At 63.8% G+C, this 19819-nt stretch carries 19 protein-coding genes; 11 read left to right on the top strand and 8 right to left on the bottom strand.

The features are described from left to right. From K8I04_13260 to fumC, 5 genes are all read left to right on the top strand, one after another. Positions 1-125 (top strand): IS3 family transposase (locus K8I04_13260; GenBank protein ID MBZ0072679.1); only part of this gene is annotated, 125 nt, incomplete at its 5' end. 317 nt (positions 126-442) lie between these two features. Further along, positions 443-607, top strand: a complete 165-nt coding sequence (locus tag K8I04_13265; protein ID MBZ0072680.1) for a hypothetical protein — start codon at positions 443-445, stop codon at positions 605-607. 142 nt (positions 608-749) lie between these two features. Continuing rightward, entirely contained in the window at positions 750-1451 is a 702-nt protein-coding gene (locus K8I04_13270) for a YebC/PmpR family DNA-binding transcriptional regulator (GenBank protein MBZ0072681.1), read from the top strand. A gap of 58 nt (positions 1452-1509) precedes the next feature. Then, on the top strand, positions 1510-1671 hold the full coding sequence (locus K8I04_13275; protein MBZ0072682.1) for a hypothetical protein: 162 nt from the start codon (positions 1510-1512) through the stop codon (positions 1669-1671). 162 nt (positions 1672-1833) lie between these two features. Continuing rightward, positions 1834-3228 carry a class II fumarate hydratase gene (fumC, locus tag K8I04_13280; GenBank protein ID MBZ0072683.1) on the top strand — a complete coding sequence of 465 codons (1395 nt, stop codon included), beginning with the start codon at positions 1834-1836 and terminating at the stop codon, positions 3226-3228. Positions 3229-3491: 263 nt separating this feature from the next. Here the strand turns inward: fumC and K8I04_13285 are convergent, their stop codons facing one another. Continuing rightward, positions 3492-4841, bottom strand: a complete 1350-nt coding sequence (locus K8I04_13285) for a TrpB-like pyridoxal phosphate-dependent enzyme (protein ID MBZ0072684.1) — start codon at positions 4839-4841, stop codon at positions 3492-3494. A 247-nt stretch (positions 4842-5088) separates the two neighbouring features. Here K8I04_13285 and K8I04_13290 point away from each other — a divergent pair, with 247 nt between their 5' ends. From K8I04_13290 to K8I04_13310, 5 genes are all read left to right on the top strand, one after another. Next, positions 5089-7464, top strand: a complete 2376-nt coding sequence (locus K8I04_13290) for a mechanosensitive ion channel (protein ID MBZ0072685.1) — start codon at positions 5089-5091, stop codon at positions 7462-7464. A gap of 73 nt (positions 7465-7537) precedes the next feature. After that, a complete protein-coding gene (locus K8I04_13295) occupies positions 7538-9382 on the top strand; it encodes a C1 family peptidase (GenBank protein MBZ0072686.1) in 1845 nt (614 codons plus the stop codon). 323 nt (positions 9383-9705) lie between these two features. Further along, complete coding sequence (locus K8I04_13300; GenBank protein ID MBZ0072687.1) at positions 9706-10698, top strand: serine/threonine protein kinase; 993 nt, start codon at positions 9706-9708, stop codon at positions 10696-10698. 294 nt (positions 10699-10992) lie between these two features. Then, positions 10993-11352 (top strand): DUF4156 domain-containing protein, encoded by a 360-nt coding sequence (locus K8I04_13305; GenBank protein MBZ0072688.1) that lies wholly within the window; start codon positions 10993-10995, stop codon positions 11350-11352. Positions 11353-11526: 174 nt separating this feature from the next. Then, complete coding sequence (locus tag K8I04_13310; protein ID MBZ0072689.1) at positions 11527-11898, top strand: DUF202 domain-containing protein; 372 nt, start codon at positions 11527-11529, stop codon at positions 11896-11898. A gap of 53 nt (positions 11899-11951) precedes the next feature. Here the strand turns inward: K8I04_13310 and K8I04_13315 are convergent, their stop codons facing one another. The 3 genes from K8I04_13315 to K8I04_13325 all read right to left on the bottom strand — a co-directional run bounded on the left by K8I04_13315 (position 11952) and on the right by K8I04_13325 (position 14214). Continuing rightward, a complete protein-coding gene (locus tag K8I04_13315; protein MBZ0072690.1) occupies positions 11952-12299 on the bottom strand; it encodes a hypothetical protein in 348 nt (115 codons plus the stop codon). A gap of 11 nt (positions 12300-12310) precedes the next feature. Then, positions 12311-13645 carry an NAD(P)/FAD-dependent oxidoreductase gene (locus tag K8I04_13320; GenBank protein MBZ0072691.1) on the bottom strand — a complete coding sequence of 445 codons (1335 nt, stop codon included), beginning with the start codon at positions 13643-13645 and terminating at the stop codon, positions 12311-12313. Positions 13646-13875: 230 nt separating this feature from the next. Next, positions 13876-14214 carry a multidrug efflux SMR transporter gene (locus K8I04_13325; protein ID MBZ0072692.1) on the bottom strand — a complete coding sequence of 113 codons (339 nt, stop codon included), beginning with the start codon at positions 14212-14214 and terminating at the stop codon, positions 13876-13878. Positions 14215-14691: 477 nt separating this feature from the next. Between K8I04_13325 and K8I04_13330 the strand changes: the two genes are divergently transcribed. Continuing rightward, complete coding sequence (locus K8I04_13330) at positions 14692-15282, top strand: HdeD family acid-resistance protein (GenBank protein ID MBZ0072693.1); 591 nt, start codon at positions 14692-14694, stop codon at positions 15280-15282. Between the two features lie 87 nt (positions 15283-15369). Here the strand turns inward: K8I04_13330 and fba are convergent, their stop codons facing one another. The 4 genes from fba to K8I04_13350 form a co-directional block, all read right to left on the bottom strand. Next, the gene (gene fba / locus K8I04_13335) at positions 15370-16434 is read right to left on the bottom strand and encodes a fructose-bisphosphate aldolase class II (GenBank protein ID MBZ0072694.1); all 1065 of its coding nucleotides are present in this window, start codon (positions 16432-16434) and stop codon (positions 15370-15372) included. A gap of 123 nt (positions 16435-16557) precedes the next feature. Beyond that, positions 16558-18006, bottom strand: a complete 1449-nt coding sequence (gene pyk, locus K8I04_13340; GenBank protein MBZ0072695.1) for a pyruvate kinase — start codon at positions 18004-18006, stop codon at positions 16558-16560. Positions 18007-18103: 97 nt separating this feature from the next. Beyond that, complete coding sequence (locus K8I04_13345) at positions 18104-19288, bottom strand: phosphoglycerate kinase (GenBank protein MBZ0072696.1); 1185 nt, start codon at positions 19286-19288, stop codon at positions 18104-18106. 156 nt (positions 19289-19444) lie between these two features. Next, on the bottom strand, positions 19445-19819 hold a 375-nt coding region (locus K8I04_13350; GenBank protein MBZ0072697.1), incomplete at its 5' end, for a type I glyceraldehyde-3-phosphate dehydrogenase.

Consider the following 19819-nt stretch of genomic DNA (forward strand, 5'->3'; position numbering starts at 1 on the left):
AGGCAAGCATCTTCGAGTATGTTGAGGTGTTTTATAACCGCCAGCGTCGCCATTCACATATAGGCATGATGGCGCCACTGGCCTTCGAGAAGATGGCCGCAGGCCATTACTCAATGGTCCGTTGAACTGGGGGAAGATCAGATCTAGGGCAACTCTGATTAAGTCCCAACATTTGCGATAATACGTGCATTGCTCACAACGGCTAGGTATCGATGAGACAGCAGACTTTCGCTACCGGTGACTTTGAACGCTACCGCAAGCCGACTCGGCGGGAACAGTTTCTGACTGAGATGGAGCAACTGGCCCCATGGGCCCAGTTGCGTCAGCTGATCGCAAATACAGTACGCGTACATCTTGATGCCGGATTCCACCTTTTACCTATTCAGCGACGATCGGTCCGGAATCACCGCCATGCCCCACGCCTCGCCCGCCGTCCGGCTGGATGTTCGGCCCGATATGGGGCGCGCTCTCCGCGCCCATGGGCGCCGCGGTCTGGCTGGTCTGGCGTACTGCTGCTGCCCTATCCGGGCTGGGCGGGTTTCGCCTCGATGCCGACCTTCGCCACGCGACAGCTCAATCCGGGGCTGCTGGGGTGACCGTGGGGTGACCGTGGGGTGACCGTGGGGTGACCGGGGCGGGCCGGCCATTTCGCGCGACCCGTCGCCTCCGGTAGAATCGCGCCCCCGGCCCGTACCGTTCGCACCTGGCGAACATGTCCACGGCCGCGACAGACAGAGCGAGGACGTCCGATGGGCGCACAGTGGAAAGCGAAGGGCAAGGAGGCGGCGGCCAACGCCAAGGGCCGCATATTCACCAAACTGGCGAAGGAGATCATGGTCGCGGCGCGCAACGGCGCCGACCCGGGCATGAACCCGCGCCTGCGCCTGGCGGTCGAGCAGGCGAAAAAGGCCTCCATGCCCAAGGATACGCTGGAGCGCGTCATCAAGAAGGGTGCCGGGTTGCTGGACGCGGGCGTGAGCTACGAAAAGCTCACCTATGAGGGCTTCGCCCCGCACCGCGTCCCGGTGATCGTCGAGTGCCTGACCGACAACGCCAACCGCACCGCCTCCAACATCCGCGTGCTGTTCCGCAAGGGCCAGCTGGGTGCCTCGGGCTCGGTATCCTGGGACTTCGACCACCTCGGCATGATCGAGGCCATGCCGGAATCCGCCACTGCCGATCCGGATGTCGCCGCCATCGAGGCCGGCGCCGTCGACCTCGAACCCGGTGACGACGGCGCGACCTGGTTCTACACCGAGCCGACCGAGTTGGATGCCGTCGGCCGCGCGCTGCCGACCTACGGTTTCGTCGTGCAGTCCGCACAACTCGGCTACCGACCGAAGCACCCCGTCACCATCGGCGCAGCCGAACGGGCCGAGGTCGAGGCCTTCCTCGATGCTGTCGATGCCGACGACGATGTGCAGAACGTCTACGTCGGCCTGGTGGACTGAGCAACACCTGACCGTGGTGGCCCGTGGAGGAAATGGCCTGCCCGGATGGACGACGACCATGAGAAAACGCTACAAGAGCAAGCGTGCTTGCTGCGCGTTGTGCAAGCCACACAAACGTGGCTGGGATCGGCGCTGGTCCGTCCGGCAACTCGCCGCGCTCGCCCGCGCGGAACGCGAGATGCGCGTGGCCGCGTACGGAGACCGCAGCGGCACGCCATAGCGCGTTGGATGCCTGGACGCGCCATGCCTCGTTGAAAGGACATCCGGCGCGATGTGCTGTGCTTAGCGCGCCCTGCCGGCCGGCAGAAACGTTTGGCGGTGGAAACCACGCCGGCTTGGCGTTAGCATCTACGGCCAACCCGCTTCCCCCGAAAGGCCTGTCGTGAGCGCAAGCCGCACCGAGACCGATTCCATGGGCGCGATCGATGTGCCCGCCGACCGCTACTGGGGCGCACAGACCCAGCGTTCCATCCACAATTTCCCCATCGGCGTCGCGCGCTTTTGCTGGCAGCGGCCGATGATCCGGGCGCTGGGCGTACTCAAGAAGGCCGCGGCCCAGGCCAATGCCGAACTCGACGAGTTGCCGGCCGACGTCGCCGCGCGGATCGTGACAGCTGCCGGCGAGGTCATCGATGGAAAACTCGACGCGCATTTTCCGTTGGTCGTATTCCAGACGGGCTCCGGCACGCAGTCGAATATGAATGCCAACGAGGTCATCGCCAACCGCGCCATCGAGCTGGCCGGCGGTACCCTGGGCTCGAAGCAGCCGGTGCACCCGAACGATCACGTCAATCGCGGCCAGTCGTCCAACGACACCTTCCCGACCGCCATGCACATCGCCGTGGTCGAGGAGCTGGAACACGCACTGTTCCCCGCCAGCGCACGCCTGCGCGCCACGCTGGCCGCCAAGGCTCAGGCCTACCAAGACCTCGTCAAGACCGGTCGCACGCATCTGCAGGATGCCACACCCATCACGCTCGGCCAGGAGATCGGTGCCTGGGTCGCGCAGCTCGACTTCGGTATCCAGGCGGTGCGCGCTGCCCTGCCCGGGCTGTACGACCTCGCCATCGGCGGCACCGCGGTCGGCACCGGACTGAACGCACACCCGCAGTTCGGCGATCGTGCGGCGCGCCACATTGCCGCCCTGACCGGCCAGCCGTTCCGCAGCGCACCCGACAAGTTCTTCGCGTTGGCCGCGCACGATGCGCTGGTGCAGGTCTCGGCCGCGCTGCGCACACTGGCCGGAGGACTCATGAAGCTCGCCAACGACGTGCGCTGGCTGGCCAGCGGTCCGCGCTGCGGCATCGGTGAACTGATCATTCCGGAGAACGAGCCCGGCTCATCGATCATGCCGGGCAAGGTCAACCCGACCCAGGCCGAGGCGCTGACCATGGTGTGCGTGCAGGTGTTCGGCAACGACGCGGCGGTGGCCTTCGCCGGTAGCCAGGGCAATTTCCAGTTGAACGTCTACAAGCCGGTGATGGTGCACAACGTGCTGGAGAGCATCTCCCTGCTGAGCGACGCCTGCGGCGCGTTCAACGACCACTGCGCCATCGGCATCGAACCGAATGTCGCGAAGATCGACGAGAACCTGAACAAGAACCTCATGCTGGTGACGGCGCTCAACCGCCATATCGGCTACGACAAGGCGGCCGCGATCGCCAAACAGGCGCACCGCGAGGGCCTGACGCTGCGCGCGGCGGCGCTGGCCTCGGGGCAGGTCACGGCAGAACAGTACGACGCCTGGATCGTACCGCTGGACATGACCCATCCCTGAGGATCAATAAGGCCAGACTCACTGCTGTCCCATAAACCCAAAACCAGATTTGCCACGGAAGCACACGGAAGACATCGAGATGAAACCGCGTCACGAAACCCTGCCCCAGCACGTGGCAGGTGACGTGGGATGTCGTGTGAAGCTTATGCTCTTGTCGGTGTTTTTCCGTGTGCTTCCGTGGCTGAAATGAGGGTTTTCAGGGTAAAAATTAATGGCACAGTCATGGGGGGCTCGATTGCTCCCATTCCCTTGATCCCAGGCTCCTACCCCACCTGCGGCAGATGCCGCAGCGATTCCCGGATCGCCTCTTCCGGATACTCGAAGTCCTCCAGCTGGCCGCTGAAGTAGCGATCGTAGGAACTCATGTCGAAGTGGCCGTGGCCGGAGAGATTGAACAGCAGCGTCTTCGGCTCGCCGGTCCGGGCGCATTCCCGCGCCTCGCGGATCACGGCGGCGATCCCGTGGTTGGATTCGGGCGCGGGCAGGATGCCCTCGGTGCGCGCGAACAACACACCGGCCTCGAAGGTCTCCAGCTGCGGCACGGCCACCGCCTCGATCAGGCCCTCGTGGTAGAGCTGGCTGACCAGTGCGGAATCGCCATGGTAGCGCAGCCCGCCGGCGTGGATGCCCGGTGGCATGAAGTCGTGGCCGAGGGTGTACATCTTCATCAGCGGCGTGAGCCCGACGGCGTCACCGAAGTCGTAGGTATACACGCCCTTGGTGAGCGTCGGGCAGGAGGTGGGTTCGACGGCGACCAGCCGCACCTTGCTGCCGGCGGCCTTGTCGGCGAAGAATGGAAAGGCAATGCCGCCGAAGTTGGAACCGCCGCCGCAGGGTGCGAACACCATGTCGGGATAATCGTCGACCAGGGCGAGCTGGCGCCGCGCCTCCTCACCGATGATGGTCTGGTGCAGCAGCACGTGGTTGAGCACCGAGCCCAGTGCGTAGTTGGTGTCCTTGCGGCTGGCCGCCTCCTCCACCGCCTCGGAGATGGCGACGCCGAGCGAGCCCTGCGAGTCCGGATGCGCCTTGAGGATCTGCCGGCCGGCCTCGGTCTGGTCGGTGGGGCTGGCGAACACCTCGGCACCCCAGGTCTGCATGAGTGAGCGCCGGTAGGGCTTCTGCTCGTAGCTGACCTTCACCATATAGACGCGTACCTCCAGCCCGAACATCTGCCCGGCGAGCGCCAGCGAGCAGCCCCACTGGCCGGCACCGGTCTCGGTGGCCAGGCGCTTGATGCCGGCCTGCTTGTTGTACCAGGCCTGGGCGACGGCGGTGTTGGGTTTGTGCGAGCCGGCCGGGCTCACCGCCTCGTTCTTGTAGTAGATCTTCGCCGGCGTCTGCAGCGCCGCCTCCAGGCGGTGGGCGCGGTACAGCGGCGATGGCCGCCACAGACGCAATACCTCGCGGACCTCCTCCGGGATCGGGATCCAGCGTTCGCCCGACATCTCCTGTTCGAGGATACTCGGTGGGAAGATCGCCGCCATCGCCTCCGGGGGGACCGGCTGGCCGTCCGGCCCCAGGTAGGGCAGCGGTTTGTTGGGCATATCGGTAATGACGTTGTACCAGTGGGTCGGCATCTCCGACTCGGGCAGTTGGATCTTGGTCTGCATGGCCGTCTGTTCTCCTCTCGTTCCGGGCCGCATCATACCCTCCGGATCATCCCACAGGCCAACCCCGCCCGGCAGGGCTTGTTGCCATCCGCTTGACCTATATCCACCGCCACCAGACTACCCGTGTGAGATGCCCGCTGCGGGCATCCAGATCCCCTCCTCCCGGAGGTATCCATACCAGATATCCTTGTGCCACCTCGTACGAGGCCCAATAATCACATTTCTCTCACCGCCCGAAGCCGCCCCCATGCCCTCGTCTTCGACCGTCACCCGCCCTCTGCGCGCCCTCGCGCTCATGCTGCTCGCCATCCTCACCGTCCTGGCGCCGCCCAATCTGGCCGCCGAGACCGTCACCGAGGCGGCCGCGAACACGTTGGCGACCTACGCCGAACGCCTCAACGACATCGAGCGCCAGATCGCCAAGGACGGGACCGTGGGCGAGGATCAGCTCAAGGCCTGGGCCGACCGAATCAGCGGTGGCCGGGCGTCGGTGGCGGACTGCATCACCAAGACCGGCGCGGCGCTGGCGCAGCTGCAGGCCGATCTTGCCTCCTTGGGTGCAGCCGCCAAAGGCGAGACGGCAGACGTCGCCCGCGAGCGCAAGGAGATCCAGCAGTCCATCGCCGGGCAGGAGCGCCGCCTGGCCGAATGTCGCGTGCTCAACCTGCAGAGCGACAAGCTCGCGCAGCGCGTCGCGGAACGGCTCAAGCTGATGGTAGCCGAACGCCTGTTCGCGCGCGGCCCCGGCCTGCTGGCGCTGCTGGTCGACAACTGGCACAGCGCGCCACTGCTCGGGGCAGTCACGGCGCAGTTCGTGCAGCAGCATGCCGGACTCACCAACCTGACGGCCTCCCAGTGGTTGTGGTTCGCGCTGCTGGTGGTCGTGGCCGCCCTGCCCGGGGTGTTACTGCGCCGCGCCCACCGGCGCCGGTTGGCGGCACGGCCTCCGGCCGCCGATGCCACCATCGGTGTCGGCCCGTCACTGTGGGCGGCGACGCTGCACTATCTGCCGCAGCTGCTGGCCAGCACCGCCGCTGCGGTGTTCGTCTATGCACTGACCTACACCATCCGACCGGTGCCCTTCGTGAACGTGCTGCTCTACGGGCTGCCGGTCTACCTGCTGACGCTGATCGTCATCCACTGGACGCTCGCACCCCGGCCACCGATGCGCAAGCTGTTGGCGGCAAGCGACGAGCTCACGCGCCAGATGGCGCGGCGTCTGCGTGTACTGGCGCTGCTGACCTTCTTCGGTTATCTGGTGTTCTCCACCCTGCTGGCGCAGCACCTGCCGGACGATGCCTACCTGCTGACCCGCGGCCTGTACGCCGGCCTGCTGTTCCTGAACATGATCTGGGCACTGTGGCTGTTCGCCCGCATGCGCGAAAAGGACGCACTGCGCTGGCTGGGACTGCTGATGGCGCTGATCCTGGTCGTCAGCCTGGCAGCAGAGTGGGTCGGCTACCGCAACCTGGCGCTGGGCATCGTACGCGTCATCCTGGGCTCCCTGATCGCATTCGGCGTGACCCTGGTCGCAGCGCGGCTGTTCCGCGAGCTGCACGATGCGCTGGAGCAGGGCGAAGGGGCCTGGCCACGACGGCTGCGCCATCTGCTCGGCGTGGCCCCGGGGCATGCCATCCCCGGCATGCTGTGGTTGCGCGCGGCGACCAGCCTGTTGCTGTGGGCCGTGTGCGGCTACGCGCTGCTGCGCATCTGGCAGGTCTCGGCCGCGACGGTGCAACAGATCGAGGACTATCTCATCCGGGGCTTCCCGCTGGGTACGTTCCAGCTCGTGCCGGTGCGCATCCTGGCGGCACTGGCGCTGTTTGCGCTGCTGGTCGTGCTGGCGCACTGGCTGCAGACACGGCTGGATCGCCACGGACGCCGCTATGCGCGTCTCGAGCCCGGCGCGCACGAGGCGGTGGTCACCATCAGCGGTTATGTGATGATCACCGTGGCCGCCATCATCGGCCTGGCGGTGGCGGGCTTCGAGTTCCGCAACCTCGCCATCATCGCCGGCGCGCTGTCGGTGGGCATCGGCTTTGGCCTGCAGAACATCGTCAACAACTTCGTCTCGGGCCTGATCCTGCTGTTCGAGCGCCCGGTGAAGACCGGCGACTGGGTGGTGGTGGGCAGTACCGAGGGCTATGTGAAGCGCATCCGCATCCGCTCCACCCAGATCCAGACCTTCGATCGCGCTGACGTCATCGTACCGAACTCGGAGCTGATCTCGCAGCAGGTCACCAACTGGATGCTCTACGACACCCAGGGCCGTGCGCGCATCCCGATCGGCGTGGCCTACGGCAGCGACACTCAGAAGGTGAAGACGACCCTGGAGCAGATTGCCCGCGAGCACCCCAACGTCATCACCAACGGCTCCTATCCGGATCCGAAGGTGCTGTTCCTGGGTTTCGGCGACAGCGCACTGAACTTCGAGCTGCGCTGCTTCGTGCGCAACATCAACGAGCGGCTGTCGGTGATCAGTGATCTGAATTTTGCCATCGAGGCGGCCTTCCGCGCGGAAGGCATCGAGATCCCCTTCCCACAGCGCGACCTGCATGTGCGCAGCTGGTCCAATGGTCAGCCGACCCCGCCCGTGCCACCAGCGGAGTCGGGCGACAGCTGACACACGGCGTGACGACCGGTGGCATCTTCATCAATACTCTACGAACCACGACAGTACGCAAGGAGCACCCACCATGTCCACCAAGCCCGTCACCCGCCGCGACTCGCTGGACTTCCGCGACCGCCTCTACGAGCCCGCACTCATCCCCGTCGCATCACAGCTGCTGCCCGAGAAGCGTTGCATCTTCATCCGCGATCAGGGCATGGAGGGTACCTGCACGGGCTTCGGGCTCGCGGCCGTCATCGACTACATGAACCGCCTGCAGGGTATCCGCACGCCGGTCAGTGCCCGGATGCTCTATGAGACGGCCAAACGCCATGACCACTGGCCGGGCGACCATTACGAGGGCTCCAGCGCGCGCGGCGCCATGAAGGGCTGGTACAAGAGTGGCGTGTGCCCCGAGGCGGACTGGTCCTATGACCCTGCCATGCCCGGTCATCTCACCGCCGAGCGTCAGCAAGCGGCATTGGCGTTTCCGCTGGGCACCTATTACCGCGTCCTGCCGCGGCGCGCCGATCTGCACACGGCGCTGAACGAGACCGGTGCGATCTATGCCGCAGCGCAGACGCACGTCGGCTGGGACGAGAGCCACGCGCGCGACGGCATCATCGCCTACAAGCAGGGCTGGAAGGGTCAGGGCGGGCACGCCTTCGCGATCATCGGCTACACGCCGGACGGATTCATCATCCAGAACTCCTGGGGCAAGCGCTGGGGCGGAGTGAAGATCGGGCGGACCCGCTACGAGGGCTGCGCGATCTGGACGTATGAGGACTGCGACGACAACCTCTGGGACGCCTGGGTCGCGCGTACTGCCCTGCCGGTGCGGGACGCACGTGCGCTCGAGCGCGGGGCCTACGTCAACATCGGCGGCCAATCGAAGGCACGCACCGAGGCGCCGCCACGCCATGAGATCGCCGACCATTACGTCCACATCGACGATGGCCAGTTCGACCCCTTCGGCGACTACCCCTCCAAGGAGGCGGAGGTGCACGGTAGCGTGCGCCGTGCCGTGGGCCTGGACGGCAACACGGCGCCGAAGCATCTGCTGCTGTACGCGCACGGTGGTCTCAACGACGTGAAGGCCTGTGCCGCGCGCGTCGGCGCCTGGCGGCCCGTATTCGAGGCCAATCAAGTGCATGAGATCCATTTCATCTGGGAGACCGGCATGTTTCCCGAGTTGCGCGACGTCCTGCTCGGCAAGGAGGATTTCGCCCAGGAGCGTGCCGGCGGGCCGAGCGACTGGTGGGACAAGGTCGTCGAGCGCGCGACCCATGCGCTCGGACATGCGCTGTGGAAGGAGATGCGGACCGATGCCGAATACGCCTTCCGCACGGAGGCCGCCGGCACCCGGACGCTGGCCCTGCTGTTCGCGGCGCTGGCGGAGCTGCCCGAGAGCCAGCGTCCGCGGCTACACCTGGTCGGCCACAGCGCGGGCTCCATCTGGTTCGGGCATCTGCTGGAGCGCTGGCGTACGCTCGGTGGCCCGGCCATCGACAACCTGATCCTGTTCGCGCCGGCCTGTACCACGGCGTTGTTCAACAGTCAGATCCGCCCGGCACTCAAGGACCGGACCGTCGGCCATCTGCATCATTTCCTGCTCGACGACAAGACCGAACGGGATGACAACGTCGCACAGATCTACCGCAAGTCGCTGCTGTATCTGGTGTCACGCTCGTACGAGCGACGCAACGCGGTGGTGCCGCTGATGGGCATGGCGAAATACCTGGACGAACTCGACTGCGAGGGCATCACCCGCCGGGTGCGCCACTACGACACCGCCACACACCGCGACAAGACCACCGCGGCCTCGCACGGCGGCTTCGACAACGACGCACCGACCATGAACAGCATGCTGCGCCTGGTACTCGGCGGCGACACCACGCACCCGTTCGAGGCCAAGCATCTGAAGGGGTATTGAGCCGGCGGGCGCGGCGCGGGCCGGTGCGTCGCTGGCGCCGACGCACCCTACGCAGGCCGATCCTCCGGTACGGGCTGATACAGGAATTGGCCACGGAAGCACACGGAACAACACGGAATGAAAAATCATCCACAGGACCATCTTCCGTGTTGTTCCGTGTGTTTCCGTGGCCATAGGTTCTGTAGGATGCATCCGGGTGCGGCCAGGCACACTGCCGTGCCAGTCGTCATCGTTCGTGGCATGACACCAGACCACCCCTGCGCCCCAACCCGATTCAGCCCGGCCATCGGCACATCCCGCCGCATGCAGGTATAGTGTCGGCCATGACCGATAGCCCACATGTGCCCGTCTACGCCGGCCTCGATCCGGACACCGTCCTGCAGGCGGTGGAGGCGCGCGGCCATGCAACCAGCGGCCATCTGCTGGCGCTGAACAGTTACGAGAACCGCGTCTACCAGATCGGCCTGGAGGGTGGAGGCTTCCTGGTCGCCAAGTTCTACCGCCCCGGGCGATGGGACGACGCGGCCATCCTCGAAGAGCACGCCTTCACCCTGGAACTCGCCGACGCCGAGATCCCGGTGGTCGCGCCAGTGCGCAGCGACGACGGCGACACCCTGTTCGAATACGCCGGCTTCCGCTTTGCCCTCTTCCCCCGCCGGGGCGGACGCTGGCCGGATCTCGACGACCCGGACAAGCTGGAATGGCTGGGGCGCTTCCTCGGGCGCATCCATGCGGTGGGTGAGGTGCGCGCCTTCGCGCACCGGCCGACCCTGGACATCGAGACCTTCGGCACCCAGTCCTGTCAGTATCTGCAGGCGCATGGCTTCATCCCACCGCACATCGAGCTGGCCTACCGCACGCTCACCGAGGACCTGCTGCGGCAGATCGATACCGCCTTCCGGCGCGCCGGCGACGTCACCCACATCCGCCTGCACGGCGACTGCCACCCGGGCAACATCCTCTGGACCGATGACGGCCCGCACTTCGTCGATCTGGACGACTGCCGCAGCGGCCCGGCGGTACAGGATCTGTGGATGCTGCTGTCTGGCGATCGCCACGAGATGGCGCTGCAGCTGTCCGAGATCGTCGCCGGCTACGAGCTGTTCCGCGACTTCGACCGTCGCGAGCTGCACCTGATCGAAGCGCTGCGCACGCTGCGCATGCTGCACTACGCCGCCTGGATCGCACGTCGCTGGGACGACCCCGCCTTTCCACAGGCCTTCACCTGGTTCAACACACCACGCTACTGGGAAGAGCATATCCTGCAGCTGCGCGAGCAGGCCGCGGCGCTGGACGAGCCGCTGCTGGCAGTGTGAGGGCGGACGATGGCCACGGGCCGCTCGTAGGGTGCGTCGAGGCGCAGCCTGACACACCGGGCCCCGCGCCACTGGCAGTGTGAGGGCCAAAACGGCAATGGCCACGGAAACACACGGAAGCACACAGAATGTAAAATCCACCGCAGGGCCGCCTTCCGTGTTCTTCCGTGTGTTTCCGTGGCCAATGTCTGTATCCGCCTGCACCAACAGACCGGTGAGGCAGGTGAGCACGGCCCGCGTGGGTGGTATTATCTGCCGGCATTTTCACCGGTCTGACATGACAGCGAGGTCTCTATGTGGAACTGGCGCCTTTCCCTGCTGCTCGGCGTGGCACTGCTCACATCCGCCTGCGCCTGGGTCAAGCCCACCGAACAGGCACGCGAGGTGCGTGTCGCGGAAGCGGCGGACGTAATGAACTGCCGCAAGGTCGGCACCACCACCGTATCGGTGCTGGACAACGTCGCTGGTGTCCCGCGCAGCTACCGCACCATGAGCGAGGAACTGGCGACCCTGGCACGCAACGAGGCACCCAACCTCGATGGTGACACCGTCGTGCCGGTCGGCGACATCGTCAACGGCCAGCGCACCTTCGATGTTTACCACTGCCGGCCGGACCCGCAGGGTGGAGCGGTGACCATCCCCTATCAGCCGTGAGCGGACATACGACCCGGCGGTACGTTGGGGCATCTGAATGACGCCCTCGACAGCCCCGGCGGAGACCATCCCGGCCTTCCCGCGATGCAGTGGGGCCTGGCTGCTGTCCGTCGCGCTGATCATCCCCGGTATCGCCGGCCCCAAATTCCCTCCACCGACTGAGCCGGGATTCCCATGTCCGACTTGAACGATCCCCGTGTCCTGTTCGCCGCCGAGCGCACCCTGCTCGCCTGGAACCGCACCAGTATCTCGCTCATGGCGTTCGGTTTCGTCATCGAACGCTTTGGGCTGTTCCTCGGGATCGTCGGCAAGGACGAGGTGCACATACTGCAACGGCACTTCTCGTTCATCGTGGGTCTGGGCTTCATCCTGCTGGCGTCGTTCGTAGCACTGTATTCCGTGCTGCAGCATCGGCGCATCCTGCGGACACTCAGGCCGGTCGAGATCCCGGTCGGCTACAGTCTACAGTTCGGGATGATGACCAACGCCCTCGTGGCATTGCTGGGCGCCCTGCTGAGTGTGTATCTGTTTCGCGGGTTTATTTGAGCAGACGGATAGGACGCTCGAAGAACCCATGCCCGGCTCTTCGGGCGTGTGGCTCAGCCGTGGCGCGGACCGCGGACCAGGTAGCTCAGTGGGTGCAGTACCAGCCAGGTTACAAGGGCTACGCCCAGCGCTGCGGCGATGAGCGCGACCCAGTCGATGACGGTGGTCACGAACGCCAGGCGGGAATGGGTCAATGCCGGCAGCCACCAGCCCGTCGCAAGGCCGGCCAGCAGCGCCATCATGGCAGCCGGCATACAGCGGTAGCTACCGGTGCGGTAGTTGCGCCACCTGGCGAGCAGCTGGACGAGCAGCAGCACCGCCAGGACAGCCAGAATCAGCGGCAGAAAGGGCGGGAGGGCGTAGGACAGCACCGCGAGGATGCCGGCAAGGGAAAATGTCATGTCGGGTCTCCTCAGACGCGGCCAGCGAGCATGGCGTAATAGGCGGGCTGGAGCAGGTAGTCCTTGAGCACCCAGGCCGACCAGGATTCCTCCTTCGGATCGATGAAGGAGAAGGAGGGCAGAAAGGCCATGTCGTTGTCGTAGCCGAACTCCACCAGCATCGCCCTGCCGATATCGGTGATCAGCGGGCAGGAGGTATAGCCGTTGTGGCGGGCAGGCAGCGCCTTCTCCTGCAGGAAGGCGGCGATGTTGGCTTCCACCACGGGCGCCTGGGCTTTGACGCTGGCGGCGGTCTTGTTGATCGGGGCGCCGATCACATCGCCGATGCCGAACACCTCCGGGTAGCGATGATGCTGCAGGGTGTGGATATCGGTATCGAGCCATTCACCCTTGAAGGGGCCGTCCTGGGCGATCAGATCGCTGTCTTTGACGAAGTCCGGGGCGCTCATCGGCGGCACCACGTGGATGAAGTCGTAGTCGCGCACCTCGGTGTCGCCATCCCGGGAGGTGAATTCGGCCTGTTTCGCGCCGGGATCAATGGCGCTGAGATACTGGGAATGATGGCGGGAGATAGCTTCCCGATCGAAGCGCTGCATCAGGAAATCGTTGACCCAGGGCTGGCTGAACATACCGCCACCGGCAGTGAAGTAGTCCAGCTTGAAGCGATCCCGTGCCCCGGCGGCCTTGATTCTGGAAAGGGTGGTGAAAGTCATCTTGACGGGCGCGCCAGCGCACTTGATGGCCGTTTGCGGCGCGGTGAAGATGCCCTGGCCACCCCCGTGAGCCAGCCAGCCATCGATGGTGTCACGGGTGCGGCTCGCAGCGTCAAGGCTCGCGTAAACGCTGCCGATGCCGTGGCTGCCGATCAGCTCCGGCGACATGCCTTCAATCAAATGGTAATTGAGCTGCAAACCGGTGGCCACCACCAGCACGTCGTACTCCAGGGTGCTGGCGTCGGCCAGGGTAATGCGGCGCTGCTCGGCATCGATCGCCACCGCCGGTCCTTTCACCCAGTCGATGCCGGCGGGGCGGAATTCGGCATTGGGTCGTAGCGTCTGTTCGGCTTGCCAGACGCCGGAGGCGACCAGTGTCCAGCCCGGCTGATAGTGATGCAGCTCGCGCGGTTCCACCACGGTGATGCTTGCACCGCTCAGGCGCTTGGTGAGGCGATTGGCCATGCTCATGCCGGCGGCACCGCCGCCCAGGATGACGATGCGGGCCCGGGTCGAGACGGTGTTGGCCCACAGGCTGGAAAGTGGCATCAGACCGGCAACGCCGACACCCAGCCCCAGCTTGAGCAACTGGCGGCGTCCCAGGCGAGAGGATTTCAAGGGCAAGCGAGACATGTAGATCTCCTGCGTATGCTGTCCGCTGCGGGCGCCTGTTGTTGGTTGTGCCCGAACTCTAGGTTAACCACACTTGCAAGCTGAACATCATTGCAGATTCGTGTGAACAATTTCGTGTAGTACTAGCAAAGTTCATGTCTGTAGGATAGTACTTTCCATGTACTTATACTTCATGTTGAATGGAAGCACCATCTGCCAGCAACCGTTACATCACCCGTCCCCAATGTGTGCTAGACACTGCTGACCACCTGCAATCCCACCACCGATAACACCAGGCTGCTGAGAAAAAACATACGCCAGAACGTAACCGGTTCGTGAAACAGCAGAATACCGGCTACCACGGTACCGATTGCGCCGATCGCGCCCCACACCGCATAGGCAGTGCCTACCGGAATGGCCTTGTCGCCACCCATGGCCCTGAACAACAGGTACATGCTGATACCAACGCACACCGCAAACGTGGCCAGCCAAAACCACATCTGTTCACCGCTGGTCTGCTGGGCCTTACCCAGGCTGATCGCAAAGCCGGTTTCAAACAGTCCACCGATGATCAGCAGCACCCAATTAATGCTCATGCCACATACACCCTGACGCCGGGTTGGATACGCCATGATAACGGATGACTTTGCATAGCACGGTTCTCATTATCAGCCGAAGCGCCCGATGTAGGTGTGCCTCATCAGCGATGTCGACACGGCGTAGCCGTGCCATGGCCCCGACCACCCAGATGGAGCAGGCCCACGGCAGCGGCTTCCTCGTCCTCGCCAACTGACTCATAAAAAGGTCTGTTGCTGCTATCACACGGCAATCTGCCGGCATCACGTCGCCGTGCCCATACCCTGCGCTGCCCGGTAACTATCGCGACCTTGTCTTGTAAGCGAGCCATTTCATCTTCCTTCTAGTACAGCCTGTTACCGTGTTTTCCAGCACAATCATCGTAACATCTGCTTGAGGTTTACGCCTTTTTCACTCCCGGTTTATAGAACAGCCGTGATTGTGTGCTAAATATAGTTAACTCTATGGCACGCAGATGACTGGAGTTCGTTATGAATGGAATCAATCAAAACGCAATGCAGGATTTTGAAGCCGTCTTCGGTGATTTAAAACGCAGCTGGGGATGGTTATTGGCTTTGGGTATTCTGTTTATCGTCTTAGGCACCATTGCCTTGGGTATGAGCATGGCGATGACTGTCGTTACGGTATTGTTTTTCGGTGTATTGTTACTGATTGGGGGTGTTTTACAGGTTATCGATGCTTTTAAATGCAAAGGCTGGAAAAGCATCATGTTGCATATTGCCATAGCAGGCCTGTACTTGCTGGCCGGCACCCTACTGATCACCAAACCACTGATTGGTTCCATGGCCATAACTGCTTTATTGGCAGCATCATTCATTGTTATCGGTCTGCTACGGATTTTTATGGGCTTCCAGCTAAAGGGCGATGGTCTTGCTTGGGGTTGGGTGCTCTTGGCGGGGATCGTTTCCTTGGTACTCGGTGCCATGATTTTCTTTCAGTGGCCAGCCTCGGCATTATGGTTTATCGGATTACTGGTCGCTGTAGAGATGATTTTCCATGGCTGGGCGTATGTGACGATTGCCTTGGCGATTAAATCTGTGCAAAGGAATTTCAGCCATTGAAGCGCGGGGCGTCTTGGCGGTTCGCCATTTCCCCGGAAACGAAAAGGGCGGCCAGTGGCCGCCCTTGTCACTACTCCGAACGACCGCTCAGTTGACGCGCGGGTCCAGTTCGCCACTGGTGTAGCGCTGGGTCATGACCTCCAGATCGATGGGCTTGATCTTGGCGGCGTTGCCGGCGGTACCGAAGGCCTCGTAGCGGGCCTTGCAGATATCCTTCATGGCCTTGGTCGAGGCGGTCAGCCACTTGCGTGGGTCGAATTCCTTCGGGTTCTCGGCCAGGAACTTGCGGACGGCGCCGGTAGAGGCCATGCGCAGGTCGGTGTCGATGTTGACCTTGCGTACGCCATTCTTGATACCGATGACGATCTCTTCGGCCGGCACGCCGTAGGTCTGACCCATGTCGCCGCCGAAGCTGTTGATGATCTTGAGCCATTCCTGCGGCACCGAGGAGGAACCGTGCATCACCAGGTGGGTGTCGGGGATGCGGCTGTGGATTTCCTTGATGCGCTGGATGGCCAGGATGTCGCCGGTCGGCGGACGGGTGAACTTGTAGGCGCCGTGGCTGGTGCCGATGGCGATGGCCAGCGCGTCGACGCCGGTCTCCTTCACGAACTGGGCGGCCTCTTCCGGGTCGGTCAGCAGCTGCGAGTGGTCGAGCTGCTCGTCGGAACCGTGACCGTCCTCTTCGCCCATCATGCCGGTCTCGAGCGAGCCCAGGCAGCCCAGCTCGCCTTCGACGGACACGCCGCAGGCGTGCGACATCTCGACGACGCGACGGGTGACATCGACGTTGTAGTCATAGCTGGCGGGGGTTTTCATGTCTTCCATCAGCGAGCCATCCATCATGACGGAGGTGAAGCCGAGCTGAATGGAACGGATGCACACGGCCGGGGAAGCACCGTGGTCCTGATGCACGACGATCGGGATGTGTGGGTACTGCTCGGCGGCGGCCTGCATGAGCAGACGCAGGAACGGCGAGCCGGCATATTTGCGCGCACCGGCGGAGGCCTGCACGATCACCGGGCTGTCGGTCTCGTTGGCCGCCTGCATGATGGCGTGCATCTGTTCCATGTTGTTGACGTTGTACGCCGGTACACCGTACTGGTGCTCGGCGGCGTGATCCAGTAATTGACGCAGGGATATCAAGGCCATGGTTCTCTCCTTGGAGATCTGTTTTTAATCGTAAGGTCATTCGATTGGCGACCGGAGGGCCATTCTAGGCCGGAGGTGGACGCCGGTTCAGCTCTACAATTCGTCGGGGATTGTCCGGGTGAATCAACCCTGGACGGCCCGTTCGTGCTCTCCTACCCGGACGATCTTCATGGCATTGGTGCCGCCCAGGACACCGGCCAGATCGCCCTTGGTGATGATCACCAGATCGCCGTCACGCACCGCGCCGCGGCGCATGAGTTCGTCGATCGCCTCGCGGTTCACCTCGGCGTGGTCGGTGGTGGTCACGTCGAAGCTGACCGGGTAGACGCCACGGTAAAGGGTTACCTTTCTACGGGTTTCGACATGACGCGTCAAGGCGTAGATGGGGATGCCGGAGCTGACGCGCGACATCCACAGCGGTGTCGCGCCGGACTCGGTCAGGGCCGCGATTGCCTTCACGCCCAGATGGTTGGCGGTATACATCGCGGCCTTGGCGATGGCCTCATCGGTGCGGTTGAAGCGCATCTGCTGGCGGCGTTCGGTGTTGCTGCTGATGCGCTGGCGCTCCGCACCCTTGCAGATACGATCCATGGCCTGTACGACCTTGGCCGGGTATTTTCCAGTTGCCGTTTCGGCGGACAGCATGACGGCATCGGTACCATCGATGACGGCGTTGGCGACGTCGAACACCTCGGCCCGGGTGGGGATGGGGCTCTCGACCATCGACTGCATCATCTGCGTCGCGGTGATGACCACGCGGTCCAGGGTGCGGGCCACCTGGATGATGCGTTTCTGCACGGCGGGCAGCTCGGCGTCGCCGATCTCCACGCCCAGGTCGCCGCGCGCGATCATGACCACGTCGGTGGCCTGGATGATCTCTTCGAGGTTGTTGATGGATTCGGCGCGCTCGATCTTGGCGACGATGCCACCGTGGCCACCCGCGGCACGCAACAGCTCGCGCGCCTCGTGGATATCCTCGGCGCTGCGCGGGAAGGATACCGCGACGTAGTCGGCACGCATCTCGGCGGCGATCTTGATGTCGGCGCGGTCCTTGTCGGTCAGCGCCTTGGCGGACAGCCCACCGCCCTGACGGTTGATACCCTTGCTGTTGGACAGCTCACCACCGACCACCACGCGGGTCTCGATCTCGGCACCGTTGACGTCCTCTACCCACAGCACGATGGCGCCGTCATTCAGCAACAGGGTATCGCCGCGGGTGACGTCCTCGGGCAGCTGCTTATAGCTGATGCCGACCCGCTCCCGGGTGCCGGCGTCGACCGGCAGCTTGGCATCCAGGACGAAGCGCGCACCGTCCTCGAGGAGCACCTTGCCCTCCTGGAAACGGTCGATGCGGATCTTCGGGCCCTGCAGATCGACGAGTACGCCGACCTGGCGGCCATGGGCACGGGCGCGGTTACGCACCGTCTGGGCACGCTCGACGTGCTCCTGATGGCTACCGTGGGAGAAGTTCAGCCGCACGACGTCGACACCGGCCTGGATGAGTTCATCCAGGGACTTGGCATCGTCCGTCGCCGGCCCGAGGGTTGCGATGATCTTGGTTCTACGCATCATGGTTTTTTCAGTGAAGCGTGAGGCGGGAGGCGTGAGGCGTGAAGAGAAACCCCCTTCAACCCGTGCGCCTCACGCCTCCCGCCTCACGCCTCGCTCCTCACGATTGTTTGGCCCGCTCTTCCAGGATGGCCACGGCCGGGAGGGTCTTACCTTCGAGGAATTCCAGGAAGGCGCCACCGGCGGTGGAGATGTACGAGACCTGATCGTAGATGTCGTATTTCTGGATCGCCGCGATGGTATCGCCGCCGCCGGCGAGCGTGAAGGCGTCGGTCCTGGCGATGGCCTCGGCGATGGCCTGGGTGCCGGCCCCGAACTGATCGAATTCGAACACGCCCACCGGACCGTTCCACACCACGGTACCGGCCTGCATGATGATGTCGACGAGCTCCTGCGCACTCTGCGGGCCGATGTCGAAGATCATGTCGTCGTCATCGACATCGCCGGCGGCCTTCAGCACGGCGGGCTCATTGGCGTCGAACTTCTTGCCACAGACCACGTCGACGGCGATCGGGATGTTCGCACCACGCTGCTTCATCTTCTCGATCAGTGCCTGTGCGGTCGGCACCAGATCGTCCTCACACAGCGACTTGCCGACGTTCTTGCCGGTAGCCTTGAGGAAGGTATTGGCGATACCGCCGCCGACGACCAGCTGATCGACCTTCTCGGACAGGGCTTCCAGTACGGTCAGCTTGGTGGAAACCTTCGAACCACCGACGATGGCGACCATCGGGCGTCGCGGGTTGAGCAGCGCCTTGGTCAGTGCATCCAGTTCGCCGGTCAGCAGAATACCGGCCGCAGCGACCGGGGCATATTTGGCGACACCGTGGGTAGAGGCCTGGGCGCGGTGCGCGGTGCCGAAGGCGTCCATCACGAACACATCGCACAGCGCGGCGTACTTCTTCGCGGTCGCGTCGAGGTTCTTCTTCTCACCTACGTTGATGCGGCAGTTCTCCAGCACCACCAGCTCGCCTGCGGCGACGTCGAAACCACCGTCGACCCAGTCCTTGATCAGGCGCACGGTCTTGCCGAGGCGGCCACCGATGTTGTCGGCGACGGGCTTCAACGATACTTCTTCCGACCACTCGCCCTCGGTCGGGCGACCCAGGTGCGAGGTCACCATCACCTTCGCGCCCTGCTGCAGACAGTGGTTGATGGTGGCCATGGACGCGGTGATACGCGCATCAGAGGTGACCTTGCCGTCCTTGACCGGCACGTTGAGGTCGGCGCGGATGAGGACGCGCTTACCCTTGAGATCGAGATCGGTCAGCTTGATGACAGACATGATTGGTGAACTCCGGAAAGTGTATTGGAAATGGATTGGGGGAGGCGGGCCTCTCCGAATACATCTCCGATGTCAGAGACAAGTTGCAAGATGCGAGATACAAGTAAAAATACTCGTACCTCGTACCTCGCATCTTGCCTCTTACATCTTGCCTCTTTATTTCGCTACATGCTTGACGAAGCGCAGCATGTTGCAGGTGTAACCATACTCGTTATCGTACCAGGCCACGACCTTGACGAAGGTGCCGTCGAGGGCGATGCCGGCCTCGGCGTCGAACACCGACGGCAGGCTGTACCCACGGAAATCGGTGGAGACGACCTTCTCTTCGGTATAACCGAGCACGCCCTTCAGCTCGCCTTCCGAGGCCTTCTTCATGACCTTGCAGAGGTTCTCGTACGTGGTTTCCTTGTTCAGCTCGACGGTCAGGTCGACCACGGACACGTTGGAGGTCGGGACACGGAAGGCCATGCCGGTGAGCTTCTTGTTCAGCTCGGGGATGACCTTGCCGACGGCCTTGGCGGCGCCGGTGGA

Source organism: Gammaproteobacteria bacterium (genome assembly GCA_019911805.1).
Lineage (GTDB): Bacteria > Pseudomonadota > Gammaproteobacteria > Thiohalobacterales > Thiohalobacteraceae > JAHJQQ01.